At 58.6% G+C, this 25,119-nt stretch carries 28 protein-coding genes; 9 read left to right on the forward strand and 19 right to left on the reverse strand.

The genetic code is table 11. The features are described from left to right. Positions 1-22: 22 nt before the first annotated feature. From ACQZ63_RS16070 to lgt, 6 genes are all read right to left on the reverse strand, one after another. Positions 23-955: a ribose-phosphate pyrophosphokinase gene (locus ACQZ63_RS16070; protein WP_003513466.1), complete on the reverse strand. Its 933-nt coding sequence runs from the start codon at positions 953-955 to the stop codon at positions 23-25. Positions 956-1,175: 220 nt separating this feature from the next. Continuing rightward, the gene (locus ACQZ63_RS16075) at positions 1,176-1,952 is read right to left on the reverse strand and encodes a hypothetical protein (protein ID WP_111790675.1); all 777 of its coding nucleotides are present in this window, start codon (positions 1,950-1,952) and stop codon (positions 1,176-1,178) included. A 90-nt stretch (positions 1,953-2,042) separates the two neighbouring features. Continuing rightward, the gene (locus tag ACQZ63_RS16080; RefSeq protein WP_025594132.1) at positions 2,043-3,194 is read right to left on the reverse strand and encodes a M24 family metallopeptidase; all 1,152 of its coding nucleotides are present in this window, start codon (positions 3,192-3,194) and stop codon (positions 2,043-2,045) included. Further along, the gene (gene pgeF / locus ACQZ63_RS16085) at positions 3,195-3,989 is read right to left on the reverse strand and encodes a peptidoglycan editing factor PgeF (protein ID WP_019565220.1); all 795 of its coding nucleotides are present in this window, start codon (positions 3,987-3,989) and stop codon (positions 3,195-3,197) included. Positions 3,990-4,149: 160 nt separating this feature from the next. Then, positions 4,150-5,250 (reverse strand): class I SAM-dependent methyltransferase, encoded by a 1,101-nt coding sequence (locus ACQZ63_RS16090; protein WP_097100646.1) that lies wholly within the window; start codon positions 5,248-5,250, stop codon positions 4,150-4,152. Between the two features lie 15 nt (positions 5,251-5,265). After that, on the reverse strand, positions 5,266-6,078 hold the full coding sequence (gene lgt / locus ACQZ63_RS16095; protein WP_029658791.1) for a prolipoprotein diacylglyceryl transferase: 813 nt from the start codon (positions 6,076-6,078) through the stop codon (positions 5,266-5,268). Between the two features lie 308 nt (positions 6,079-6,386). On the opposite strand from lgt, the gene ACQZ63_RS16100 reads away from it, so the two are divergent. From ACQZ63_RS16100 to ACQZ63_RS16115, 4 genes are all read left to right on the forward strand, one after another. Beyond that, positions 6,387-6,650 carry an accessory factor UbiK family protein gene (locus ACQZ63_RS16100; RefSeq protein WP_013636582.1) on the forward strand — a complete coding sequence of 88 codons (264 nt, stop codon included), beginning with the start codon at positions 6,387-6,389 and terminating at the stop codon, positions 6,648-6,650. Positions 6,651-7,082: 432 nt separating this feature from the next. Next, positions 7,083-7,583, forward strand: a complete 501-nt coding sequence (locus ACQZ63_RS16105; RefSeq protein ID WP_006311131.1) for a type III secretion system chaperone family protein — start codon at positions 7,083-7,085, stop codon at positions 7,581-7,583. Positions 7,584-7,585: 2 nt separating this feature from the next. Then, positions 7,586-8,404 (forward strand): pyrroline-5-carboxylate reductase, encoded by an 819-nt coding sequence (gene proC / locus ACQZ63_RS16110; RefSeq protein WP_013636581.1) that lies wholly within the window; start codon positions 7,586-7,588, stop codon positions 8,402-8,404. A 27-nt stretch (positions 8,405-8,431) separates the two neighbouring features. Continuing rightward, a complete protein-coding gene (locus ACQZ63_RS16115) occupies positions 8,432-8,773 on the forward strand; it encodes a tRNA-binding protein (RefSeq protein WP_003513443.1) in 342 nt (113 codons plus the stop codon). Positions 8,774-8,894: 121 nt separating this feature from the next. On the opposite strand, the gene ACQZ63_RS16120 is transcribed toward ACQZ63_RS16115, so the two are convergent. From ACQZ63_RS16120 to ACQZ63_RS16135, 4 genes are all read right to left on the reverse strand, one after another. Continuing rightward, complete coding sequence (locus ACQZ63_RS16120; RefSeq protein ID WP_003513442.1) at positions 8,895-10,274, reverse strand: ATP-binding protein; 1,380 nt, start codon at positions 10,272-10,274, stop codon at positions 8,895-8,897. A 30-nt stretch (positions 10,275-10,304) separates the two neighbouring features. Beyond that, positions 10,305-11,018 carry a response regulator gene (locus ACQZ63_RS16125; RefSeq protein WP_003513441.1) on the reverse strand — a complete coding sequence of 238 codons (714 nt, stop codon included), beginning with the start codon at positions 11,016-11,018 and terminating at the stop codon, positions 10,305-10,307. A gap of 2 nt (positions 11,019-11,020) precedes the next feature. Then, positions 11,021-11,548 carry a MarR family winged helix-turn-helix transcriptional regulator gene (locus ACQZ63_RS16130; protein ID WP_003513440.1) on the reverse strand — a complete coding sequence of 176 codons (528 nt, stop codon included), beginning with the start codon at positions 11,546-11,548 and terminating at the stop codon, positions 11,021-11,023. 202 nt (positions 11,549-11,750) lie between these two features. Continuing rightward, positions 11,751-12,350, reverse strand: a complete 600-nt coding sequence (locus ACQZ63_RS16135; RefSeq protein WP_003513439.1) for a DUF1236 domain-containing protein — start codon at positions 12,348-12,350, stop codon at positions 11,751-11,753. 234 nt (positions 12,351-12,584) lie between these two features. Here ACQZ63_RS16135 and ACQZ63_RS16140 point away from each other — a divergent pair, with 234 nt between their 5' ends. Then, positions 12,585-13,229 carry an MBL fold metallo-hydrolase gene (locus ACQZ63_RS16140; protein ID WP_025594124.1) on the forward strand — a complete coding sequence of 215 codons (645 nt, stop codon included), beginning with the start codon at positions 12,585-12,587 and terminating at the stop codon, positions 13,227-13,229. Between the two features lie 92 nt (positions 13,230-13,321). Here ACQZ63_RS16140 and ACQZ63_RS16145 read toward each other — a convergent pair whose 3' ends face one another. The 4 genes from ACQZ63_RS16145 to ACQZ63_RS16160 all read right to left on the reverse strand — a co-directional run bounded on the left by ACQZ63_RS16145 (position 13,322) and on the right by ACQZ63_RS16160 (position 16,411). Then, the gene (locus tag ACQZ63_RS16145; RefSeq protein ID WP_003494703.1) at positions 13,322-13,537 is read right to left on the reverse strand and encodes a cold-shock protein; all 216 of its coding nucleotides are present in this window, start codon (positions 13,535-13,537) and stop codon (positions 13,322-13,324) included. A 443-nt stretch (positions 13,538-13,980) separates the two neighbouring features. Further along, on the reverse strand, positions 13,981-14,883 hold the full coding sequence (locus ACQZ63_RS16150; RefSeq protein WP_113556406.1) for a DMT family transporter: 903 nt from the start codon (positions 14,881-14,883) through the stop codon (positions 13,981-13,983). Between the two features lie 141 nt (positions 14,884-15,024). Continuing rightward, complete coding sequence (locus ACQZ63_RS16155; protein ID WP_081307400.1) at positions 15,025-15,336, reverse strand: hypothetical protein; 312 nt, start codon at positions 15,334-15,336, stop codon at positions 15,025-15,027. A 145-nt stretch (positions 15,337-15,481) separates the two neighbouring features. Beyond that, positions 15,482-16,411 carry an EAL domain-containing protein gene (locus ACQZ63_RS16160; protein ID WP_113556405.1) on the reverse strand — a complete coding sequence of 310 codons (930 nt, stop codon included), beginning with the start codon at positions 16,409-16,411 and terminating at the stop codon, positions 15,482-15,484. A gap of 209 nt (positions 16,412-16,620) precedes the next feature. On the opposite strand from ACQZ63_RS16160, the gene ACQZ63_RS16165 reads away from it, so the two are divergent. Continuing rightward, complete coding sequence (locus tag ACQZ63_RS16165; protein WP_003513431.1) at positions 16,621-17,823, forward strand: pyridoxal phosphate-dependent aminotransferase; 1,203 nt, start codon at positions 16,621-16,623, stop codon at positions 17,821-17,823. A 59-nt stretch (positions 17,824-17,882) separates the two neighbouring features. Here ACQZ63_RS16165 and ACQZ63_RS16170 read toward each other — a convergent pair whose 3' ends face one another. Continuing rightward, positions 17,883-18,989, reverse strand: a complete 1,107-nt coding sequence (locus ACQZ63_RS16170) for a calcium:cation antiporter (protein WP_112496406.1) — start codon at positions 18,987-18,989, stop codon at positions 17,883-17,885. 197 nt (positions 18,990-19,186) lie between these two features. On the opposite strand from ACQZ63_RS16170, the gene ACQZ63_RS16175 reads away from it, so the two are divergent. Then, positions 19,187-19,453, forward strand: a complete 267-nt coding sequence (locus ACQZ63_RS16175; RefSeq protein ID WP_003513427.1) for a DUF2188 domain-containing protein — start codon at positions 19,187-19,189, stop codon at positions 19,451-19,453. Positions 19,454-19,562: 109 nt separating this feature from the next. Here ACQZ63_RS16175 and ACQZ63_RS16180 read toward each other — a convergent pair whose 3' ends face one another. Next, positions 19,563-20,534 carry a LysR family transcriptional regulator gene (locus ACQZ63_RS16180; protein ID WP_019565231.1) on the reverse strand — a complete coding sequence of 324 codons (972 nt, stop codon included), beginning with the start codon at positions 20,532-20,534 and terminating at the stop codon, positions 19,563-19,565. Between the two features lie 61 nt (positions 20,535-20,595). Between ACQZ63_RS16180 and ACQZ63_RS16185 the strand changes: the two genes are divergently transcribed. After that, positions 20,596-21,633, forward strand: a complete 1,038-nt coding sequence (locus ACQZ63_RS16185; RefSeq protein WP_113556437.1) for an NAD-dependent epimerase/dehydratase family protein — start codon at positions 20,596-20,598, stop codon at positions 21,631-21,633. Beyond that, a complete protein-coding gene (locus ACQZ63_RS16190; protein WP_025594112.1) occupies positions 21,633-22,022 on the forward strand; it encodes a DUF6220 domain-containing protein in 390 nt (129 codons plus the stop codon). The genes ACQZ63_RS16185 and ACQZ63_RS16190 overlap by 1 nt, the downstream gene beginning before the upstream one ends. Before the next feature lie 56 nt (positions 22,023-22,078). On the opposite strand, the gene ACQZ63_RS16195 is transcribed toward ACQZ63_RS16190, so the two are convergent. The 3 genes from ACQZ63_RS16195 to ACQZ63_RS16205 form a co-directional block, all read right to left on the reverse strand. Continuing rightward, positions 22,079-23,191 (reverse strand): alkene reductase, encoded by a 1,113-nt coding sequence (locus ACQZ63_RS16195; protein WP_448799319.1) that lies wholly within the window; start codon positions 23,189-23,191, stop codon positions 22,079-22,081. A gap of 127 nt (positions 23,192-23,318) precedes the next feature. Further along, positions 23,319-23,609 (reverse strand): ArsR/SmtB family transcription factor, encoded by a 291-nt coding sequence (locus tag ACQZ63_RS16200; protein ID WP_003513408.1) that lies wholly within the window; start codon positions 23,607-23,609, stop codon positions 23,319-23,321. A gap of 598 nt (positions 23,610-24,207) precedes the next feature. Then, positions 24,208-25,104 (reverse strand): LysR family transcriptional regulator VtlR, encoded by an 897-nt coding sequence (locus ACQZ63_RS16205; RefSeq protein WP_003513405.1) that lies wholly within the window; start codon positions 25,102-25,104, stop codon positions 24,208-24,210. Positions 25,105-25,119: the final 15 nt, after the last annotated feature.

Consider the following 25,119-nt stretch of genomic DNA (forward strand, 5'->3'; position numbering starts at 1 on the left):
ATGTACGAGAGAAACGATTGCTTCAGTCGAACAGGCCGGAAACCGACTGTTCTTGCGCGGTACGGTTGATCGCTTCGCCCAGAAGGCCTGCAGTGCTGATCACGCGGATATTGTGCGCGGACTGGACGCTGGTGGTCGGCTGGATGCTGTCGGTGATGACGAGTTCGCGCAGCTTCGATGAGGCCACGCGGGCAACGGCGCCGCCGGAAAGCACGCCGTGCGTGATATAGGCGGTGACGCTGGTTGCGCCCTTTTTCAACAGCGCTTCGGCAGCATTGCAGAGCGTGCCGCCGGAATCGATGATATCGTCGATCAGGATGCAGTCCTTGCCGGATACGTCGCCGATGACGTTCATGACTTCGGATTCACCCGGACGGTCACGGCGTTTGTCGACGATGGCCAGCAGACAGTCCAGACGCTTCGACAGGGCACGGGCGCGCACCACACCGCCAACGTCAGGCGAAACGACCATCACGTTGTTGGTGTCGTAGTGGTCCTTGATATCGCGGGCCAGAATGGGCGCTGCGAAGAGGTTGTCGGTCGGAATATCGAAAAAGCCCTGGATCTGGCCGGCGTGAAGATCGAGCGTCAGAACGCGGTCGGCGCCTGCTTCGGTGATCAGGTTGGCGACGAGCTTGGCGGAAATCGGTGTGCGGGGGCCGGCTTTGCGATCCTGGCGGGCGTAACCGAAATAGGGAAGTACTGCCGTGATGCGTTTTGCCGAGGAGCGGCGCATGGCATCGATCATGATGAGCAGTTCCATCAGATGATCGTTTGCCGGAAACGAAGTGGACTGGACGAGAAAAACGTCCTCCCCGCGTACGTTTTCACTGATTTCTACGAAAATTTCCTGGTCAGCAAACCGCTTTACGGTGGCATTTCCCAAGGGAACGTTGAGATACTTGCAGATCGCTTCGGCAAGGTGCCGGTTCGAATTGCCTGCGAAAACCTTCATTGCGCCCGCCTGTTTCCATGCAATCGCCTTGCGCCACGGGAAAGTGTCTGCCGTAACCAAGCGTCGTTCAAGGGGAGGAACATCCGGCTGAAAAGCCTTTGCCGGATACGCCTTGTTGCCATGCGCGCCTTAATAGCGTTGTTGCTTCCGATTGCAAGAGGACTCCGTGCTTTCGCAATGATTTTCATGAAATCTCTGTGACTTCTCCCGCCGTTTCATCTCATCCCCTTTGAGACTGCTTCCATGACGAATACTCGTTGAGCGTTTTTGCGGCGATATCCTGCATGACCCTGTCGGTCGCGGCGGCCCAGGGATCGCTGCCCTTGGCTGCCACCGTTTCCTGCCCCTGCAGGCGATGGAGCCTGACACCATTGGCATCCAGAACGTCCCAGACGTAGATGATGTTGACCTTGCTGCCATCGGCGAAGGCGGAGAAATATCCCTTGAGGATGTTCTCTGCCGAATTGTCGTTGGAGGCGCGGATTGTCAGCCCCTTTGCCCGCGCCTCGGCGCCCAGTTGCCGCGAAAGCGGCGTGACGGCCTGAACGGGCGCGCCGATGATCGGCAGGAAGCGGATGGTGTTGCCGGAAGCAGCGGGGGCAAGTGCGGCCGTCTGCTGTGGAGGCGGCGGCTGGGTGCTGGCGGGTGAGTGGCCTGCAGATTGTCCGGTAGACTGGGTCTGACCAAGAGGTTCGCCGTACTCATTGCCGTTGGAAAGCGCCTGTGCCTGCGCCTGCAGGGAGTTCTGCGGTGCGTAAGCGGGCACGGAAGAGGCGGTTGCCGGTGCGCCTGCGGGCGCGCGGTCGGCGGCGGCAGCCATCTGGTCGAGATCGCCCTGCGTCACCGGTGTCGATTGCGAGCTGTTGTGCCCGACATTCACCTGCGGCGTCAGCGCCTCCGTGGTGTTGCAGGCCGACAGGGTCAACGCCAGCGCCGGAATGGCGAGGACCGAAACGACAAACGTCTGGAAAGGGCGGGTAAACCCCGTCCGGCTCATGCGACGTTTCCTCTCATGTTCCGCTCCTTCTTGCCCAAGGTGGCGGCAATGTAGGGCCGGTTTTCCCGCTCTGTCAAACCCGGTGCAGATTTAAGCTGTGAGAAGATCGAGGCTATGGCGCGAGAGCGGTTCCGGCGCACCTTCCGTGGTAAGGTAGGTCTGGCCGAGGGTCATGGCGGTGCCGGAATCAGAATCCATCACGATCATGTGCACGAACAGGGTCATGTCGCTGGCGATTTCCTGAGAGTTGCCGGCATGGAACATCTGATGCTCCATCCATGACGGTGAGAAACGCGCGCCCAGCGAATAACCGCAGGAGTTCAGGCGATGGCGGGTCAGTCCACGCTCGTCCATGACGCGGGCGTGCACGTCGAAGACATCGCCGAAGGTCTTGCCGGGCCGCAGCACCTCTTCGATGTCGGTGAGGTTTTGCAGGCAGGCGCTGTAAAGCTCCTTCTGGCGGAAGTCCTGTTCGCCGATCACCACCGTGCGCATCATGGCGGCGTGGTAGTGGGCGCTGACACCCGCCCATTCCAGCGTCAGCTGATCCTTGTCATCGAGCCTGCGGCGCCCGGCCTTGTAACGGCACAGCAGCGCGTCCGCGCCGGAGCCGATGATGAATTCATTGGCGGGATAGTCACCGCCGCCGGCCAGAACCGCTCCCTGCATTGCCGAGAGGATCGCGGCTTCGTCCGCACCGGGCTTGATGAGCTCCAGTGCAGCGTCCAGAGCCTCATCCGCAAGTCTGCCTGCCTTCCTCGCATAGGCGATCTCGGCTGGGCTCTTGATGAGCCGCAAGCTGCTGACCAGATAGGAGGCGTCGATCATCTGGCAGAAGCTGGCAAGCTGGTTGTCCAGCAGGCGGGCGACGCGCCCGGTCATGCCGTGGGTGTCGTATTCCACGCCGATCTTGGCGCCAAGGAGATCGAGATCGCTGAGGAGGTTCTTAAGATCGAGCGTCGGGTCGGCATTGGGCCGGTCGACCCAGACGAGAATATTCTCGATCGTCGAAGTATTCCGGGCCTGCCGCATATCCGCTGAACGGGTCAGAAGCATCATGGAGCCGTCCGACTTGACCACCAGCGTCTGGAAGAAGCAGTAGCCGAAGGTGTCATAGCCGGTAAGCCAGTACATGCTTTCCTGGGCGAAAAGCAGAATGGCGTCCAGCTTCTCTTCCGCCATCTTCGCAATCAGCCGTTCGCGGCGGGCATCGAATTCCGAGAGCTCGAAGTGCAGGGCCATTTAGTCCTCCAGAATTGCGATTGCGGAAATCTGCCGCCCGTAGTCGGGCTCGGCACGGTGGGTCGTGCGGCGGTAGGAATAGAAGCGTTCTTCATCGGGATAGGTGCAGAGGCCGAGGTTTTCCGCTCTCACGCCCGCATTGACCAGCCGGTCCACCGTAAATTGCTTGAGGTCGAATAGCGCATGGCCGCCTTTGTCCGAAGCGGTGAAATAGGCCGCATAGGCGGGATCGAAATCGGTGAAGCGCGCCACATATTCAGGCCCGACCTCATAATTGGCCTGGCTGATGGAGGGGCCGAGGGAGGCGGAGATGCGCTCGCGGCTGGCGCCCAGCTTCCTCATGGTCTCGATCGTGTTTTCGAGCACGCCGAACAATGCACCCTTCCAGCCGGCATGGGCGGCACCCACAACGCCCGCTTCAGCATCAGCAAAGAGGATCGGGCCGCAATCGGCGCTCAGAACGCCGAGCACGAAACCCGGTGTCGCCGTTACCATCGCATCGGCCTGCGGGCGGCTGCCGTCATAGCTTTCATCGACCACAAGGACATCAGGAGAATGGACCTGATGCACGGTGGCGAGACGTTCCGGAGACAAGCCGAACCATTGCGTGACGCGCCGGCGGTTTTCCTGCACCAGTTCCGGCTCGTCATTCGAACCGAGGCCGACATTGAGGCCCTGATAAAGCCCCTCGGAGACACCGCCTTGCCGGGTGAAGAAACCGTGACGGACACGGTTTTCACTCAAGGCGGCAAGCAGGGGGCTCTGGATGGGGAGCGGCAGCGTTTCGTTCTGCATGGTGCGGGAGTTCCTTGGAGAATGTCGCTGTTGGCCAGTGGGATGCGTTAAGCGAGATGTTTCCTGTTGCCGCGGCGTTGCGCGGCGTTTGTCTGGTGCAGTGTGTCTGCGTTCGCTTGCTTCGTTCTGGGCCGATGTTGGCCCAGAGGTGATTGCACTGTCAATCCACCGCGCGAAACGGCATGAGATGGAGCGCGGGACTTGAAACGGCGATGACCTTGAAAAGTTCCCCCATCCTGCCAGCCCCTTCGCCAGCGAGACGGTTGACCGCTTCGGCGATTTCAAGCGTCTGGTCGGGTGTAGCTTTTGCGGCAAGGGCGGTTGCCCGTTCCTTCAGGCCAAGACCATAAAGAAAGTCGCCCTGCCTGATGCCGCCATTGACATGAACGCCGTTTGCTTCAGCCGTCCTGATAAGGCTTTCGAAATCGACATGGCTGGTCAGATCGGCTTGCCCGGGATGAGAAAGCGGCGGGTCGAAGGCATGGTTGCGCATGGCCTGCAATGTGTCGCCATACCCGGCGACCAGATGGCCGTAGTCGATCGCGAGTGCGGTGCCGCCATATGCGGACAGGCGCTGGCAGATTGCGGTCATTACGGCTTCGCGGGCGGGTGCGATCTCGAATATGCTGCCAATCGGCTGCCGTTCCGGGCCGGGCGGCAGCAGAGCCGGGTCGATGCCGGCAAGCCCAGTCGAGAAGACCAGTTCACCATCGGTACCAAGACTGACCACCCGTTCGCGGAAACCCTGCGGCGTTTTCACGAATTGGCGGATTGGGATGGCGTCGAAAAGCTCGTTGGCGACGAGGAGCAGGAAACCTTCCGGCACCGCATCGAAACTGTCATGCCATGTCAGCCGTTCGGCATGCGCAGCGAGCGTCTCTTTCTGGATGGCGCAAAGGCGAGGGCTGGTCTCCACCAGATGCACCCGCATCGTCTCGTAAAGCGGTGGGGCGATGCGGCGGATGACGCGCAGCATGTCAGACATCATGGTGCCGCGGCCGGGGCCGATTTCCACCAGACGAATATCTGCGGGTGCGCCATGGCGCTGCCAGGCGTGAACCACGAAAACGCCGAGCATTTCGCCGAAAAGCTGACTGACTTCCGGAGCGGTGATGAAATCACCCGATCGGCCGAAAGGCTCGCGGCTCCGGTAATAACCGTGTTCAGGATCGGCCAGGCAAAGCGAGAAGAAATCGGTGACGCTGAGCGGGCCGTTCAGGCGGATGAGAGATTTGATGCGTTGCGCAAGCGGTGTCGTCATGGCAGGCCATTCCGCTTAAGCGCGTATTTTAGCGCGCCGCGCACGCAAGACGGCCCAGAGGCCAAGAAGGAACATCGGCGTGGAGAGTACCATGCCCATGGTCAGCCAGTTGCCCGCGAGATAACCGATCTGGGCGTCCGGCTCGCGGAAGAATTCCACGAAGATGCGCGACAGCGCGTAACCGCAAACGAAGATGCCGGTTACGATACCAGGTGTCTTGAGCGCCCTGAAAACGTAGATGGTGACCGCCAGAATGACGAGGAGAACGAGGCCTTCAAGTCCCGCTTCGTAAAGCTGGCTGGGGTGACGCGCAAACGGCCCGCCGGTGGGGAACACGACGGCCCAGGGAACGTCGGCGATACGTCCCCACAATTCGCCATTGATGAAATTGGCGATGCGTCCGAACAGCAGGCCGACAGGTGCGACGGCTGCGATGATATCGAACATGCTCCAGACAGGGATGCCGTTCTTGCGGGCGAAGAGGATCATGGCGATGGTCGTGCCGATCAGGCCGCCATGGAACGACATGCCGCCGTTCCATATCTCAAGTGCTCTTATAGGGTTTGCGGCGACGGCGCCAAGATCGTAAAACAGGATGTAGCCGATGCGCCCGCCAAGCACGATGCCGCCGGCTGCCCACAGGATGAAGTCGTCAAGATGCTGCGCCGAGATCGGCGATGTATCGTTTGGCCACAGGCGAGGCGTAAGCGCAAGGCGGCGGGCATAAAACCAGCCGAGCATGATGCCGGCGACATAGGCAATGCCGTACCAATGGATCGCCAGAGGCCCGAGAGACAGGGCAACCGGATCGATATTCGGAAATGGCATGATGGCAAGTTGGGTGGGAGCGGCTAACAATCCGTATATTCCGTCATCGTTGCTGGGCGGACAACAGAATGACCCATTGCCTCAAGGAGCCGGGCGATGATGCTCTCCGGTCTCTTTACGCGAGGAAAATGGCGATTGCGGCAGCGCCGGTCAAGATTATTCTTCAAGGGACGCTTTGCGATGCCGAAGGCCATTGCAAGCCATGTGGATTTTTCGATTTTGCTTGCAAGGCGGCTGTCGAGTGCCTACCTGAAAGGCATCAACAGCAGGGAACGGAACGCTCCCTGAACCGACGAAGGAACAGGGCCATGACCACGACAGGCACCAATCGTTTTCTGGATGAATTCGCCAAGCTGATGACCGATGCGGCGGGCGCTGCGCAGGGAATGCGCAAGGAGGCCGAGGCTGCCTTGCACGCACAGGCGGATCGCTGGCTGAACAGCCTCGACGTGGTCAAGCGCGAGGAATTCGACGCGGTGCGCGAGATGGCGATCAAGGCGCGCGATGAAAACGATGCGTTGCGCGCTCGCATCGAGGCTCTGGAAGCAAAGCTTTCTGCTGCCAAGGATTGATTCTTTTCGCGCTTTTTCATCAAGAGGTCCCGGATTGCCTGCGATTCCGGGACTTTTTGTTTGCGGGCCATGCAACCCGAAATTATTCCCTGTCGATCCGGACCTGCCTCCATCGTTAATTTTTTGAGGCCTGTGGACACTTCCAAAAAACGCAATTGCCAGAGTCGCTTATGTATCTCGCCTGAGGTGATGGGGGAGAAGATATCCACTGTTCAAAAAGTAAAAATGCTGCCCGAGGGGTGGCAGCAGGACTCGGCCATTATACACTGATTTTAAATGATGATTCGAAACGAACCTGGTAAGCTCCACACAGGGTGAATGTGTAACTCTGTTGGTGTCGGGCAATCGTCTCAAGTGTTGAATCCGGTTTGTGTGTGCGTTTTGTGCCCGGCGTTCAAAACAGAACATCCATACCGGATGAGAAGGTGCCGCATGAGCCTGATAGAATTTGAAATTGAGCGCCAGTCCAATCCCGTGGACATGATCGAGATTGTCGCCGCCTCGAACGACTGGTCGTTCGAACGTTCCGGCGAAGACGAGATCGCCATGACGGTGGCGGGCCACTGGGCCGATTATCACGTTTCCTTTTCCTGGATGGAAGATTTCGAGGCACTGCATCTGGCCTGCGCCTTCGACATCAAGGTGCCCGATCAGCGCGTCAACGAAGTCATTCGCCTGTTGTCTCAGGTCAACGGCCAGGTACTGATGGGTCATTTCGATCTGTGGCGGCAGGAAGATGTTGTGATCTTCCGCCAGTCGCTGCTTCTGGCTGGCGGTGCGGAGCCTAACAACCAGCAGGTGGAAGTGCTGCTTTCCAGCGCGCTTGAGGCATGCGAACAATATTATCAGGCATTCCAGTTCGTCGTATGGTCGGGGCTGGATGCGAAAAGTGCAATTGAAGCGGTCATGTTCGAGACCGTCGGAGAAGCTTGAAAATGGTCTACAGGGCTTCCGGTCCTCTCGTCCTCGTTGGGGCGGGCAATATGGGCGGCGCTTTGCTTTCGGGCTGGCTGAAAAAGGGCGTGCCGGGTTCGCAGGTTATCGTCATCGATCCGCGCCCCTCCGACGCCATGCGCACGACAATTGCGGAAGCGGGCGCCACGCATAGCGAAAGCGTGCCTGATGGCGTGAAGGCGGGCATTCTGTTTGTCGCGGTAAAACCGCAGATGATGGAAGCAGTGCTACCCTCCCTCAAGCCCTTGCTCGGACCCGAGACCGTCGTGGTTTCGATTGCGGCCGGCACCACCATCGGCACTTTCGTTTCGCATTTCGGCTCTGTCGCCGCCGTGCGGGCCATGCCGAACACGCCGGCCATGGTTGGCCGTGGCGTGACGGGCGCCTATGCCAACGAATTGGTGACGCCGGCGCTAAAGGCCGTGGTGGATGGATTGCTGAAGGTCAGCGGTCCGGTCGAATGGGTGGAAACCGAAAGCGATATCGACGCGGTTACCGCGGTTTCGGGAAGCGGTCCGGCCTATGTCTTCTATCTGGTTGAATGCATGGCGGAAGCCGGTCGCAAGGCAGGTCTGCCGGCGGATATAGCCATGCGGCTGGCGCGTGAAACCGTGGCCGGTGCGGGCGAACTCCTGCATCAGTCTTCTGACGAGGCGGCGCGCCTGCGCCAGAACGTGACCTCGCCGGGCGGTACAACGGCCGCCGCACTTTCGGTGCTGATGGCCGAAGACGGCATGCAGCCCCTGTTTGACAAGGCGATTGCTGCGGCGAAAAATCGCGCCGAAGAACTGGCTGGTTGAAGACGAGCAGGCTGGCGGGAGCATGGCATGAGCAGTGAAATTTCCTATGCCGATTTCGAGAAGGTCGATATCCGTGTCGGCACGATCGTCGAGGCAGAGCCTTTTCCGGAAGCACGCAAGCCGGCGATCAAGGTGAAGATCGATTTCGGCCCCGAGATCGGCATCAAGAAATCCTCGGCGCAAATCACGGTGCATTATACCCCGGAAAGTCTGATCGGCCGGCAGGTGCTGGGTGTGGTGAATTTTCCACCGCGCCAGATTGGCCCGTTCCGCTCCGAAGTTCTGACATTGGGGTTTGCCGATGGCAACGGCGACATCGTGCTTGCCGCAGTCGAGCGGCCGGTGCCGAACGGCGAGAAAATGTGCTGAGAAAGCGCAACAACACGCAACCCAAAGATTACGCAGGCTGAACACTCTTTCTCCGCCATTCCGGTTCAAGGCTGGAATGACGGATGCGGGCGAGCCGCGTCACATTTTTCTCTCCGCTGCTCTACGCCGGAATTTTGACGATTACCCGCAATCCGCCCATCGGGCTGTCGTCCAGCGATACGTCACCGCCATGGCTGCGGGCGATGTCGCGGACGATGGAGAGGCCGAGCCCGGTGCCAGAGGCGTTGAGGTTGCGTGCCTCGTCCAGCCGGAAGAACGGCTTGAAGACATCCTCCCTTGACGCTTCCGGGATACCCGGCCCGTCATCATCAAACGTCATGATGATGGAGCGTGGCGCCTTGCGGATGTCGATATGGAGCTTGCTGGCATAGCGCCGGGCATTCTCCGCGAGATTGGCGACGAGGCGGGAGAGGGCATTCGGGCGCGCGATGATCTGGTCGATATTATAAAGCTCATAGCTGAATTTTTTGCCGTGCAGCTCGAAATCATAGTCGATTTTTTCCAGAAGTGCCGGAAGCTCCAGCGTGCCGACATCCTCCTCGACATCGGTGCGGGCAAAGGTGAGGTAGGCCTCCAGCATCGACTGCATATCCTCGACATCCTTGTCCAACCCTTCCAGATCAGGATTGTCGCCGGCAAGCGCGAGTTGCAGCTTGAAACGGGTGAGGATGGTGCGCAGGTCGTGGCTGACACCGTTCAGCATGGCAGTGCGCTGTTCCATCTGCCGCTCGATGCGTTCGCGCATCAATATGAAGGCAAGTCCCGCCCGCCGCACCTCGTCTGCGCCGCGTGGGGAATAGGCGCTGATCTTCTGGCCCCTGCCGAAATTTTCGGCCGCCTTGGCAAGCGCTTCGATAGGCTTGATCTGCCCGCGCAGAAACAGGATGGAAATGGCGATCAGGACCAGCGATGCACCGACCATCCAGACAAGGAAGATATGCGTGTTGGAGGCATAAGCGGCGCTGCGACTGGTAAAGACGCGGAGCGTCTTGTCTTCGAGCTGGACACGTATTTCAACCAGGGAACCGTTGCCATAAGTATCGATCCAGAATGGCCGGCCGATTTGCTGGGTCAGCTGATTGGCGAGGATCGTATCCAGAATGGAAAACAACGGTTCTGGTCTCGGGGCCGGCAAATCGGCCTTCGGCTCGATGTAGATGCTGAGACCCAGCTTCTCGCGAGCGATGCGGATGACGCGCTGATAGTCGTCTTCTTCCTCATCAGTTTGCAGAAGCTCGATGATCGCTGCGATATCGCGCGTTACGGCGGAGGAAAGGCGCTCGGTAACCAGCTGCCAGTGACGCTCCATGAAAACGGCCGCGACAACGCCCTGAAGCAGGATCATCGGCAGGATGATGATCAGCAGCGAGCGCGTATAAAGCCCGGTGGGCAGCCAGTGGCGAAGCCATCTGGTAAATGCGCGCCAGGTCTTCGCTACGCCGCTATTCCTGACAGTGATTAGAAAATCGAGGCTCGCCATGGCTGTGCGCCCGCCTTTCGTTTGTCCTTGTCAATCCACGCTCAGGCGGTAGCCGATGCCACGCACCGTTTGCAGATAGACCGGGTTGGCAGGGTCGTCCTCGATCTTGCGGCGAAGGCGGTTGATCTGCACATCGATTGTTCTTTCGCCCACTTCGGATTCCGCCTCGACCAGCTCGTGCCGTGGAATGGTATCGCCGGCGCGAAGCGCAAAGAGCAGCATGATCTCCTGTTCGCGATCCGTCAGGCGGATCGTTTCAGCGCCGCGCCGCAATTCCTTCCTGGGGATAGAGAAGCTGTAGGGGCCGAACATGATCTGTTCGATCTTGGGCGTATCCGGCGAAGTGTTGCGCCGCAGGATGTTGTTGATACGAAGGACAAGTTCGCGCGGATCGAAAGGCTTTGCTAGATAATCATCCGCGCCGGCTTCCAGCCCAGCAATTCGCGAATCCGCCTCCGAGCGGGCGGTCAGGAGAATGACCGGCACGGATTTGTTCTCATTCAGCGAGCGGGTGAGCGAAAGCCCGTTTTCCCCCGGCATCATCACGTCGAGAATGAGAAGGTCGAAACGGATGCCGACCATCTTGCGCCGGGCTTCTGCCGCATCGGCTGCGACGGAGATGCGGTATCCCTTGTCGCCGAGGAAACGTTGCAGAAGATTGCGAATGCGGGCGTCGTCATCGACGATCAGAAGGTGGGCCGCATCGTCATCGGCGGGAGGGAGTTTTGTCGTTGCCGTGGCCATCGTCAGTCGCCTTCCCCCGGTGTCGGGCTGCGCATCTGCGCCAGAAACTTGCGAACGCAAGCGCGGGCGTCGGGTCCAAGCCCTTCCAGCGCACGGTCGATCCGGCGCGACTGCGGCTCGCTCAGCGCCAGCGCCAGTTCGCGCCCTGTCAGCGTCGGATAGAGCCTGCGCTGGCGGCGGTCTTCCGGGCCAGCCATCTGGCGGATATAACCATCGTCGATCAATTGCTTGAGCACGCGGGCAAGGCTCTGCTTGGTTATCTGCAGGGTGTCGAGCAGATCCGCCACCGTCATGCCGGGCTGCCTGCTGACGAAATAGACCACCCGGTGATGCGCGCGCCCATATTCCAGTTTCGAAAGAATGACATCTGGATCGGAGACGAAATCGCGATACGCGAAGAACAGCGCCTCTATCGTATCGAAGTCGATCTTGCCGTCGTCAACCTTCGGGAGTGCCGGTGTCTGCCTGGCGGCTGCGGTTTTGAGCGATTGCGGTGGCACTGCGGTTCCTTCATATTCTGCGGCTGACATGCGTCGATGCGCCAATATTCTGTAAACATAGCCGAAAATGCGTCCGCTCGGGAGGATGCCGCGATCATTTTCTGTTGCGGTGGATAATATGCTGCGGGTGCCGGTGCAACTGGAATCCTGACTGGCCTTTACCGGAAATAGAAAAGAGCGCGGAAAGCCCGCGCTCTTCATTGGTTTCGTGCTGCCGGTATCGAGTTTGCGTCTACTGGTAGACGTAGACAATCCGGCGCGTCGATGGCTCCACCAGAACCGGCACGTCGTTCACCTGAACGTAGCGATACTGGTAATCAGGGATTTCCACGAGCCGGGTATCGGAGGGCAGGGTGCTGCCGACCGCTACCTCGCCATCAAAGGTGACAGTGTCCGCAGGGTGCTCGTCAATATAGGAGATGACTGTTTCGGGCGGATTGACTTCACCGACGCGGCCAAGGTTCGGGTCGCCGGGGTTGGGTTCTGCCTGTACGCTCGAGGTCTTCTCGTAAGTCACGACCGGCACGCTGATATCGGAGCGGCGCTGTTCGAGAATGACGGGAGAGCCCTCATACATGACATTCAGATAATCCGCATGTGCCCAGCCGCGCAGGCCGTTGACTTCGATGCGGCACCAGCTGCTGCCGTCCATGCAGCCATCAAGAACCGCATTGCTGCCACGGGTGGCAAGGCCAAGCTCGGGATAATCCTCGCCTGGGCCCGAACGAACGGAAACGTCCGATGCTGTTGTGGCGACCATGGCGGCGTTTGCGTAACCGGCCATCAGGGCGAAAGCGCCGCCAGCCATGAGCATTTTAAGCGTCTTGTCCATGTGTCTCACTCCTTTTAAGACTGGACCTACAACGTCGCAGCCTTCAGGGCGTTCCACATTTTTCACAGATACCTCCCGTCTCGGGCGGGAACATTTCCGATATCTAATTGAATTAGCTGATATTTTTTGGTAGTGGCAAGGTCACCGGAAACCGTTGCTTTTTCCTCCGCCATTGTGCCGGAACCGGCCGCAGGCTATAGGAGGCGGGATTTGTCAGACAGGGAGACACGGGATATGGGAAAGTTGCAGGCGGGCATTATTCCGGTCACGCCGTTCGAGCAGAACTGCACCATTCTCTTCGATGAGGATACGAAGGAAGGCGTTGTCGTCGATCCCGGTGGGGATGTGGATGTCATTCTTCAGGTGGTTTCCGAAAACGGCATCGCGCTCAAGGAAATCTGGCTGACGCACGGCCATCTCGACCATGCCGGCGGCGCCAAGGAACTGCGCGAGAAGCTTTCCCTGCCGGTGATCGGCCCGCATGAGGACGATCGGCCGCTGCTCGAGAGGATCGAGACGCAGGCCGAGAAATACGGCATCAGCGGCCTTCAGAACGTTTTGCCGGACAGGTGGCTGAATGAGGGCGACACGGTATCTTTCGGGGATCATGTCTTTGAAGTCTACCATTGCCCGGGTCACGCTCCAGGTCACGTCATCTATTATAATCGCGACCAGCAATTCGCCCATGTCGGCGATGTGCTGTTTGCGGGGTCGGTGGGGCGTACCGACCTGCCGGGCGGGAACCACGAGCAATTGATGGCGTCCATTCGCGACAAGCTGCTGCCGCTGGGTGATGATGTCGGATTTATCTGCGGCCATGGCCCCGGTGGGCGGCTTGGCGAGGAGCGGCGCACCAACCCCTATCTCAAGGGGATCTGAGTTTCCGGGCGCGTATTGGCGCCTCCGGATTGGACATAAAAAAACCCGGCATTCCTGCCGGGCTTCAACTAGAAATGAAAGCCGTTTTAGGGTTAGCCAGCAATCTGCAGATTGACTGCCTTCGGGCCCTTGCCGCGACGATCCGGTTCCGTGTCGAAGCTCACTTTCTGATTTTCTGAAAGTCCGGACAGGCCTGAAGCCTGTACGGCAGAGATGTGAACAAAGATATCAGCGCCACCATTGTCTGGCTTGATGAAGCCGAAGCCTTTGTCTGTGTTGAAGAATTTTACGGTGCCAGTTTCGGCCATGCATCAGGTCCTTTTCGCTCTGCCCGCGTTCAGCTACAGGCAGCATTACAGTTTTGCCCCGCGAGGGCGTTGGCAGGCAGCTCTTGACTATTGAGAAAAAGGACCTTCACAGCGGGAAGTAATGGCGTTCTCATCCAACGTTTTTCGTCCCACCGCCCGAGGTTTATAGCGTCCCCAGTGCGCAAATTTATAGGCCTTCCCATGCTCGCAAATTGCCCGAACCGCAGTAGATTGCTGCGTTTATGGAAAATTGGCAAGCAAAAGTTTTCACGGGCTTTTTGTCGGATAAAAACCTGCGGTAGAATTCCTGCGCGTAGTCGCACATTTTTTCCGCATATTTGATAATTGATGAAATAATTGCCGGTTGCCTTCGGTTTCCGGGCAAAATTTTGAATGCGGCGGTACGATTTTTCCTCGAAACAGAAAAATCAGTTCTTTCTGCCTCAGGCCGTTCCAACGACGGTTTTTTGCCGTTTACGCGTCAGTTCCGGCACCAGTTCGACGATCAATATAGCGGCGAAAATGATCACGCAGCCGATATAACCGGCGTTGGAAATGGTTTCCTTCAGGAAAATCGACGCCAGCAAGGCCCCGAAAAGCGCCTCTGAAGACAGAAATATCGCAGCCTGCGGCGCGGTGGTATACCGCTGGGCGACGACCTGCAAAACGAAGGCGAGGCCGGAGGATACGAGGCCGACGTATAGAATTTCCGCCAGCGACCCCTGTATGGACGCCATGCTGATGGGTTCTACCGCAAGGCCGATCATGCAACTCAAGAGAGAGCAAATCGCAAACTGAGTGCATGAGAGCGCAAGCGGCCGTCCGCTTTCGGAAACGAAACGACCTGCGAGCGTAATCTGGATTGCCCAGAAGAAAGCGCAGATGATGCTGAGAATATCGCCCTGCGTCAGCGTCTCGAGTGCGCCGCCCGAGAGCAGGAATATTCCGCCCAGCATCATCAGGGCGCCGGGCCAGACGATCCAGTGGGGATGGCGCCGGTAAAGAACGACGGCGATCACGGGCACGAAGATGACGTAAAGTCCCGTCAGGAAGCTGGAATTCGTGACGGTCGTAGTCAAAAGCCCGATCTGCTGCGTCGTCGCGCCGCCGAACAGGGCGAGGCCCACAAGGATGAAGCCGCCGATTTCCCTGCGACGTGGCGGCGATTTTTTCGAGCGGTTTTCCATCAGGGCGAATGGCAGCACGGCGATGGCGGCAATGGCGAAGCGCAGACCGACAAACCAGAATGGCCCGATCGAGGCCATGGCGGATGATTGTGCGACGAAACCGCCTCCCCAGATCGCCGCGGCGAGCAGAAGCAGCATGTTGGCCTGAATACGCGTCATTGATGGCACCAGCACAGCAGGGGCCCGAAGATCATTCCGTCGCGGCCTTGGCATTTCGGGGATTTTTGAAACGTCGTTCTGACGACTCCCCCTGTGCTTTAGCAGCAACACGCCGATGCCGCAAGTCGAGGAGAGGGCGGCTTACTTGTGGCGGCGGGCCTCGTCCTTCAGGCTTCGCCGGGTAAGCGCGAGGCCGCCTATGCCGAGGCTGATGAAGGCTGCGGCGGAGAAGATAACCAGCAACAGGTGCCCGCCCGCCCGCGCGGTTGCCGTCACCTGCGGAATAGAGGATGTCTGCAGGGTGTCGATTGCCTGAGGGGCTGCATTGGCCGAGGTTGCGATCCCGGCGGCCATGGTGACGACGACAAGAAAGGCGGCAATGGCCATCCAGAGCGAAAACAGCGTTCTCTGCGCCCTTAACCGTTCAACTGATGTCCTGTCGTTGGTAAACATGGCGATCGCCTCTTGTCCCTGTTCTCAAAGGATAAAAGAGGCTTCGAAATGGACGGCTTGGAGACCGAATTCAGGCGTTCCGCAGTATTTATTGTGGCAATATCGTGGCAAAGCCGATTTCGGGACAATTTCGCTGTCAACGGCCTCAAAGGCCGCGTTTTCCGAAGGTTCTGGTCTGGCGCAGGGTATGCGGCTCGGCTGGGCGGTCTTCACGCGGGAATGCCGGTGCCGCAGCGCTTCTGTCCGACCTTGGCGAGGGTGAAAAATATCCGCTGCCGAGTTCGGGAAAGCGAGCGTCGAAACTCGTCGGCGCTAGTTCGGGTTTTGCCAACACGTATCCCTGCATCAGCAGGACGCCGAGGTCCTCGCAGATATCCACCTGCCTGCCGGTTTCCAGTCCTTCGAACACCGGCTCTATCCCATCGTCGCGAAACTGGTTGACGATGACGCGCAGAAGGGCGGCGCCTGCCGAATTCTGCATGAAATCACGCACCCAGCCTGCCTCGAATTTCACATAGTCCGGCTTGATGAGTTTCACCCGGTCAATGTCGGAATCGCCCGCGCCATAATCGTCCAGCGCCACACGAAAACCGATGTCATGCATATGATAGGCGAAGTCGGCGACCATCTGCGTATCGGAGACTTTTTTCTCGGAGATTTCGCAGACGATGCGGTCTGCCGTCATGCCGGCCTCGTGGGCGGTAAGGCGCATGCGCTCCACTTCCTGACGCATCTTGGCCGGGGTCTGGAACAGGCCCGGATGGAAGTTGACGAAGACGCGGGCGCGCGAACGATTGAGCCTGCCGGTATTGAGAATGTGGATCGTGCGCAGAATACTGTCGATATTCTCTATATCTTCAGGCGCCACCAGCGAGAAGAATTCACCGGGTGTCACAGGTTCACCGTTGCGATGGGGACGCACCAGACCCTCGAAGGAATCGATGTCGAGAGCGCCGTTCATCGTTCGGCGAAAAATGGGCTGCAGTGCGGATTTCAAGTTGAAGGTGCCATAGGCCGTGGACCATGTGCCATCGACCTCGCGGACAAGACTGGAAAAGATGCTTTTGGGCGCCATTTTTCAACCAGCTACAGAGACACGACCTCTAGCCGGAGAATATAGCGCATCAAGCGTTACTTCCGGGTTAAGGAAGGTTTAAATTCTTCCCCGTGTCACATATGCTGCTTTTGACCTTGAAAGAGCGCCTGTCTTTCGACATAGAAAATGCCGCAGAAGACAGGATTTTCCGCCTCTGCCGATGTCAACCACAACAGGACCGATTAAAAATGGCCTTCCTTGCCGACATTCTCTCCCGCGTAAAGCCATCCGCCACCATCGCTGTTACCCAGAAAGCCCGTGAGCTTAAAGCGAAGGGCCGCGATGTGATCAGCCTTGGCGCCGGCGAGCCGGATTTCGATACGCCCGAAAACATCAAGGAAGCCGCCATTGACGCCATCAAGCGCGGCGAAACGAAATACACGCCCGTTTCAGGTATTCCTGAACTGCGCAAGGCGATTGCCGACAAGTTCAAGCGCGAAAACGGTCTGGACTACAAGCCGGAGCAGACCATCGTCGGCACCGGTGGCAAGCAGATTCTTTTCAACGCCTTCATGGCCACCCTCAACCCGGGTGACGAAGTCGTCATTCCTGCACCTTACTGGGTCAGCTATCCGGAAATGGTGGCGATCTGCGGCGGTACGCCTGTCTTCGTCGACACGACGCTCGAAGACAATTTCAAGCTGAAGCCGGAAGCGCTGGAAAAGGCGATCACGCCGAAGACCAAGTGGTTCGTTTTCAACTCGCCGTCCAACCCTTCGGGCGCTGCCTATTCGCATGACGAGCTGAAGGCATTGACGGACGTACTGGTCAAGCATCCGCATGTCTGGGTGCTGACTGATGACATGTACGAACACCTGACCTATGGCGACTTCAAATTCGTCACGCCGGTTGAGGTGGAGCCTTCGCTCTATGACCGCACGCTTACAATGAACGGCGTCTCCAAGGCCTATGCCATGACCGGCTGGCGTATCGGCTATGCAGCCGGCCCGCTGCCGCTCATCAAGGCCATGGATATGATCCAAGGCCAGCAGACCTCGGGCGCCAGCTCGATTGCTCAGTGGGCGGCTGTCGAAGCGCTGAACGGCACGCAGGATTTCATTCCGGCCAACAAGAAGATTTTTGAAGGCCGCCGCGATCTCGTCGTCTCCATGCTCAACCAGGCGAAAGGCATCAATTGCCCGGCTCCGGAAGGCGCATTCTACGTCTATCCGTCCTGCGCCGGCATGATCGGCAAGACCGCGCCGTCCGGCAAGGTCATCGAGTCGGATGTGGATTTCGTCTCCGAGCTTCTGGAAGCCGAAGGTGTTGCCGTCGTGCAGGGATCGGCGTTCGGCCTCGGCCCGAACTTCCGCATTTCCTACGCCACGTCGGAAGCGCTGCTGGAAGAGGCCTGCAAGCGTATCCAGCGCTTCTGCGCCGATTGCCGCTGATCGGTCTAGGATATTGAATAACAAAGCCCGGCAGCGATGCCGGGCTTTTTTTGTTGCGGCTAAAGCCCGAGAAACAACAGCATGATGAAGGTTGCGAAGAGGATGAAATGCGTCATTCCCTCGATCGCGTTGGTTTCACCGTCATTGAGGTTGATGGCGGCGGCGATGAGGGTGATGAAGACCATGACCGTCTGAACCGGCGTCATCGCCATGATGAACGGCTGACCGGTGTAGAGTGCGATGCCCTCCATCACAGGGACGGTGAGGATGACCGTCGAAAGCGATGCGCCCATGGCGATATTGACCACAGCCTGCATGCGGTTGCGCAATGCGGACCTGAGCGCGGTCAGGATTTCCGGTGATGCGGAGATCGTCGCGACCACGACGGCCATCAGTGCCGGTGGCGCGCTTGTGCCCTCGAGGCTCTGGCTTAGGAAGGCCGCCATGAATTCCGCCAGCACGCCGATCAGCACGACGCCCGCGATGATGAGACCGATGGAGAGGGACACGCTGCCCTCATCCTCGTCCTCCGTGTGATCGCCGGATGGATGACCGCTGGGATGAGCCTTGCGGGGATAGGCGTAGCTGAAGAAATAGCTGTGCGGACCAACCTGCATTTTCAGGAACAGCGCATAAAGCGCGATCATTGCGACGATGGTGAAGGCGGAATAGACGTGCCAGCTTTCCTTGGGGATGAATTCCGGCACGATCATCGAGATGCCCATGGCAGTCAGGATCATGACGCCGTACGTCTTGCCTGAATCGTCATTGTAGGGCTGCTCGCCGTGGCGAAGGCCTCCCAGCAGGGCGGCCAGTCCCAGAATGCCGTTGATGTCGATCATCACGGCGGAATAGATCGTGTCACGCACGAGCGTCGGCGAATTGGATTCGCTCATGATGATGGCAAGGATCAACACTTCCACCGCCACGGCAGACAGCGTCAGGATCATTGTGCCATAGGGGTCTCCGACCTTGGCGGCGAGGATTTCGGCGTGGTGGGCAACCCGCATCGACACCAGAACGATCATCCCGATCAGGGCGATCGCGGCAATCAGCGACGCCGTTTTGCCGGCCTCGAATATCGCATGTTCGGCCATATAGGCGACGGCTGCCACCGGTATTGCCAGCAGCAACATGCGCTCCTGCTTTAAAATAGAACCCGCCATCGATTTCCCTTCCCCTGAGAGTGTGAGGCTGTGACGTATCGTCGTTAAGATCAAGCAGGATTTGCGCTTGAGTGCTTTTGGTAGGATAGTGGTACAGTCAAGGACATGCTGCTCATGCCGTGTTGTCCCCCGTTGGGTGCAATGCTTGAAGCGCGGTTGTGGTTGCGATGTCGCCTACTGAAACAGGAGGAACATGCATGACAAAAGTGGTATATGAAGTCGTGGAACATGACGGTGGCTTCGCCTACCGCATGAACGGCGCTTATTCCGAAACATTTCCTACCTATGCCGATGCCGTTGAGGCCGCGCGCATCGTTGCTGCCGAACAGCAGGTGGGCGGCGATGACGAGGAAATCAGCTATCAGGACGAACGCGGCCAGTGGCATGAGGAATACAGCCAGGGCGGCGACCGGCCGGAGGCGGAAGTGGTCGACAAGATTTCACCGCCGGCCAGACCGTTTTGATGGAGTGCGTCAACATTTCCGGTGAGAACAGCATCACCCTCCATGCTTCGCCGGTATGTCTTGCGGATTTGCGGGCGCAAGGCCGTGCGGCATCGATGCTGTAATGGCGCTAGCGTCGTTGCGGCGGGGCGCCCGGATCGGTTTCCTTCAGGTGGGCCTTCAGGCCGTCGACAAGGGCGCTGAACACGGCACGGCATCGCGGCGAGGTCTTGAGATTTTCATGCATCGCGACCCATGCGTGCAGCGGGATGTCGGTTTTCGGAAGGACCTGGACAAGCCGCGGATCCTTGCGCGCCAGGCCGATCTGACAGACGCCGATGCCTGCGCTGGCGCGGATCATGGCAAGCTGGGCGAGGTTGCTGTCGGCGCGAATTTCGAAGGAAATTTCTTCGATATCGGGTATTTCCGGATCGAGCGAGCGCATGCGCTGGATCGCCGCCCTGATGAAAGGCGTCTTGCGGTCGAAACCGATCATACGGTGGTTGTTCAGTTCTTCCATGTTTTTCGGGATGCCGGCTCTTGCCAGATAGTCGCGTGTGGCATGAAATCCCAGACGGAAATTGCCGATATAGCGCATGACGATGGCATCCTGCTGCGGTTCGGTCATGCGGATGGCGATATCAGCCTCGCGCCGCAAAAGGTCTTCCAGCGTGTCGGAGAGTGAAAGTTCTATTTCAAGCCGGGGATGAATCTCCTGCATGGCAGCGATGATCGGCGGCAGCATTTCAACGCCGATGATGTCCGATGCGCTGATACGCACGGTTCCTTCGATCTTGCCGACCTCGCCGGAGGCCGCCCGCATAAGGGCTGCGGCCGTCGCCGCCAGATTTTCCGCATAGGGCCGGAGCGCCAGCGCCGCTTCCGTCGGCATCAGCCCGTGCGGAGAGCGGATGAACAGCGGAAAGCCGATGGCCTCTTCCAGCGCTCCGATATGGCGCCCAGCTGTCGGTTGGGTAATGCCGAGTTCGCGGGCGGCGGCGGAAAGCGAGCCGTCGCGCAGCACGCTGAGGAAGGTGCGGTAAAAATCCCAGCTGACATCGCGGCTTCTGATTATAAGATTTTGTATAGCGGCTCCACTCATTTGGACAATTTCGTATATCGCCTGATGGCCCGATACTCCAGCAGAAGAAGGAGTAATGGCAATGATATATGAAATCCACGCAAATACAGCAGAGAATAACCGGCCTCTGGCGCTGATTGTTGGGGCGAATGGTGGTGTCGGCAGCCATGTCTCAAAGATGTTGTTGCAGCGCGGCTGGCGGGTGCGGGCGATGACTCGCCGATCGGCACCAGTTGATGCCGTCGATGGCGTCGAGCGCGTGACTGGCGATGCCATGAACCGGGAGGATGTGGTGAAGGCGGCAAAAGGCGCCGGGCTCATCGTCCATGCGGTCAATCCTCCGGAATATCGCAACTGGGACAGCCAAGTGCTGCCGATGCTCGACAATACCATTGCCGCTGCCGAGGCCTGCGGGGCAAGGATCGTGTTTCCAGGCAGCATCTATAATTTTGGCCCGGATGCCTTTCCGCTTCTGACGGAGGACAGTCCGCAAAAGCCTTTCACCCGCAAGGGCGGCTTGCGCGTTGAAATGGAGCGGCGTTTGAAAATGGCGTCGATGCGCGGCGTGCCGGTCCTGATCGTCCGCACCGGTGATTTCTTTGGTCCTGGCGCGAAGAACAACTGGTTTTCGCAGATGCTGGTGCGACCGGGCAAGCCGGTTCGCAGTGTTCAGAATCCAGCAGTACCGAATGCCGGGCATCAATGGGCCTATCTGCCGGATGTTGCGGAGATAATCGGGCGGCTGCTCGATCGCTCGGACGAGCTTCAGACGTTTGCCGTCTACCACATGGAGGGTGTCTGGGATTTCGACGGGCTGCAACTGGTTGGGGCAATCGAGCGAGCCGTCGGCCATCCGGTCAAGATGCGGCGGCTTTCGTGGTTAGCCGTTGGGCTGGCTGCACCGTTCGTTCCCCTGTTCCGCGAAGTCATGGAAATGAAATATCTGTGGCAGATGCCGATCCGGATGAGCAACCGCAAGCTTGTCGAATTCCTCGGCGCGGAACCGCGAACGCCGATCGATGCGGCGGTATCGACAACATTGACGAGCCTTGGGTGTCTCGCCGAGGTGCAGCAACCGGCGGGCCTTCATCATGCGACCGATGCCGGGGGTAGGGTGTGATGGTTACAGTGGCTAATGGATTTTCCCGGCGGCGCCGTATGTTCGCCGTGATTTCGGCAGGCGTGCCGGTGTTGATTTTCGCGCAGGTGCTGCTGGCCGGGCTGTCGATCTATTATGACGGATCGCTGCTTGTGGTTCACAAAGGGCTTGGCATGCTGATCGCCGTTCCCATTGTATCTCTAGTCGTGCTCGCCCTTCGTCATGATGACCTCCGGCCAAACCTTGGGCGCGCGCTCGTGCTGCTCGCTCTCTACTGCCTTCAGGTGGCGTTGATGAGCATCGGTCGGGAAACGGGCAGTGGCTTTCTGCAGGCGCTCCATGTGGCCAACGCCTTCGTGATGGGCGCATTTTCAGACTTTGCTGCGCGGCAGGCGCGAGGCCTGTCCTGAAACGGCAAAACGCCGCACCGCTGTGGAGCGGTGCGGCGTTTCAAATTTAGCACTGATCAGCCAAGAGCCGGGTAGTCGGTATAGCCTTCAGCCCCGCCACCATAGAAGGTCGGCTGGTTCGGCTCGTTCAGCGGCGCGTTGTCCTTGAGACGGCGCACCAGATCCGGGTTGGCGATGAAGGCCTTGCCGAAGGCCACGGCATCAACCTTGCCGCTTTCCACCGCCTCGATGGCGCTCTTACGGTCGTAGCCATTGTTGGCGATCCACAGGCCCTTGCCGCCCGCATTGCGATAGGCGGCCTTGAAGGCTGCGTAATCGAAGGGCTTGTCGCCCTGCTTGAAGTCGCGCGGACCACCGGTCGCACCTTCAACAACATGGATGAAGGCGAGATTGCGTTTGCCGAGTTCTTCCGCAACGTAATTATAGAGTGGCTGCGGGTCGGCCTCGAAAATGTCGTTGGCGGGTGTGACGGGGGACAGGCGAATGCCGGTGCGGCCTGCGCCAATCTCTTCTGCAACCGCATCCACGACTTCCAGGAGGAAGCGGGCGCGGTTTTCGATCGAGCCGCCATATTCGTCGGTGCGCTGGTTGGTGCTGGATTTCAGGAACTGCTCGATCAGATAACCGTTGGCGGCATGGATTTCGACACCGTCGAAACCGGCCTCAAGTGCGGCGCGTGCGCCGGTCCGGTAATCTTGAAGGATAAGACCGATATCGTCGATGGTCAGTGCGCGGGGCTCGGAGGTTTCCGCAAACGCGCCGGTGCCGTCATCATTGATGATGTAGGTCTTGGACTTGGCGATAATCGCCGAAGGGGCGACCGGCTGTCCGCCATGCGGCTGAAGCGAGGTGTGGGAAATGCGTCCCACGTGCCAAATCTGCGCGACGATCTTGCCGCCGGCGACATGCACGCCATCCGTGATCTTTTTCCAGCCCTCAACCGCTTCCTTCTTGTAGAGGCCCGGAACATCCGCGTAACCCTGACCTTGCTGGGAAATCGGCGTGCCTTCGGTCACGATCAGCCCGGCTGTTGCGCGCTGCTCGTAATAGGTGGCGTTGAGATTGTTGGGAATTGCCCCCGGCGAGCGGTTGCGGGTGAGGGGAGCCATGACGATACGGTTGGCGAGTGCGATATCGCCGGCCTGTGCCGGTTCGAAAAGACTTGTCATGCGACTTCACTTTCTGGTCGGTTGGCGAAATTGCGCGGCTGGCGCGCTTTCCTAATGTATGGGCATCGGAGAGAAAACCGCCTTGCAGTTTCCGGTCCGACGCCCCGGTCTTATAAGCTTGGGAGGCTCAAAGATTGGCTTGCAGATAATTGCGGAAGGCGTCGATGGTTTCCTCGTTGCGTTCGAAAAACACCCATTGCCCAACTTTCTTTGACCTTATCAGGCCAGCTGCCTGCAAAACCGCCAGATGTGAGGAGACCGTCGATTGCGACAGGCCGCTGATCTGGAACTGATTGGCGCATACGCCCATGCTGAGCGGATGGTCCTGACAGAAGTGACTTTCAGGGCTCTTAAGCCACTCGAGGAACTTCAGCCTTGCGGGGTGTGAAAGGGCTTTGAGGATTTCCTCCGGGTTCATCTGCGTTTCTCTAATATCTGACATGTCCGATATTTATATCGATAGTTTTCGATATACAATTCACGTCTCTGTGAGGTAGTCGCCCGGGCCGAAAACAGCGCGCAAAAAAATGGCCGCCGGATTTCTCCGCGGCCAATGAGTTTGAAGGTTAAAACCTCCAGAGGGGAACAGCTGTCGCGTGCATAGGCAGGCGTGACAGCTGATTGAAATATGGGAGTGGCAAGAATGCAAAACAAGGTTGCATCATGCGATATTTCGCCAAATTGGAGAAAATTCTTGCGGGTAAAAAAAGAGGGCCGCCGGATAAATCCAGGGCCCTTTAAGTGTGAAGGTCAAAAACCTCCAGAGGGGAACAGCTGATGCGGTGGAACTGGGAGGAAAAGCCACCGTGTGCATCAACTGAGAGCGATATGGTGCTTTTTTGTGCACGAAACAACTCTTTTTTGTGCAGGTCAGGCATGCGTGCGATGCAGGTCTGGATATTTCCGGTATAATTTATGTGCAAAGCTGAAGTGCGGCGCGTCTGGCGCGCCGCCATCTTGGGACGGCCAACCCCATGAATTAGTATGATATTTCGTGGCGCTGGCCTATTTAAACGTCAGAAGTTCCAGTTCCGTGCCTTGGCAACGACGAAGTCGCGGAAGGCTTTCAGTTTTGCAGCGTTTTTCATCTCGTCCGGGTAACAGAAGTAGGTGTCGAACGAGGGAATATCGGCGGCAAGCGACAACTGAATCAATCCCGGATCGCGCCCGACGATGTAATCCGGCAAACAGGCGATACCTATTCCCAGCAGGCAGGCGCGCTTGATCGAGGTCTGGCTGTTGATCTGAAGATGCGGAATGCGGGTGTTGTCCGACGAGCGTCCCGCATTTTCCAACCAGTTGACATCAAGCAGATAGTTGGGTGCCGGTTCGCCGAAGGAGATGATGCGGTGGTTGTCCAGATCCTCGATCGACTGCGGCTCGCCGTGGCGGTTGATGTAGGACGGCGCCGCATAGACGTGCATGTGCACCGTGAACAGCTTGCGCTGGATAAGGTCGGACTGTTGCGGCTGGCGCAGGCGGATGGCGCAATCGGCGTGGCGCATGTTCACATCCAGCTCCTCATTGTCGAGGATCAGCTGGATCGACATTTCCGGATAGAGCTGCAGGAATTCCTGCACCTTGTCCGTGAGCCAGCCCTGGCCGAGACCAACCGTCGTCGTCACGCGCAGCTTGCCGCTCGGCTTCTCCGTCGTTTCGGTCAGTTGCATCTTGACGGTTTCGAGCTTTAGCAACACGTCATGGGCGGTGCGATACAGCAGTTCGCCCTGCTCGGTGAGGATAAGACCTCTGGCGTGGCGGTGAAACAGCTTCACGCCAACATCCTGTTCCAGCGCGCTGACCTGGCGGCTGATGGCCGACTGGGACAAATGCAGCTTGTCGGCAGCGTGGGTAAAAGACCCCGCTTCGGCTGCGGCATGAAAAATGCGCAGTTTATCCCAGTCCAATGGCATTGCCATGCCTATCCT

The organism is Agrobacterium sp. CG160-95 (assembly GCF_053521725.1).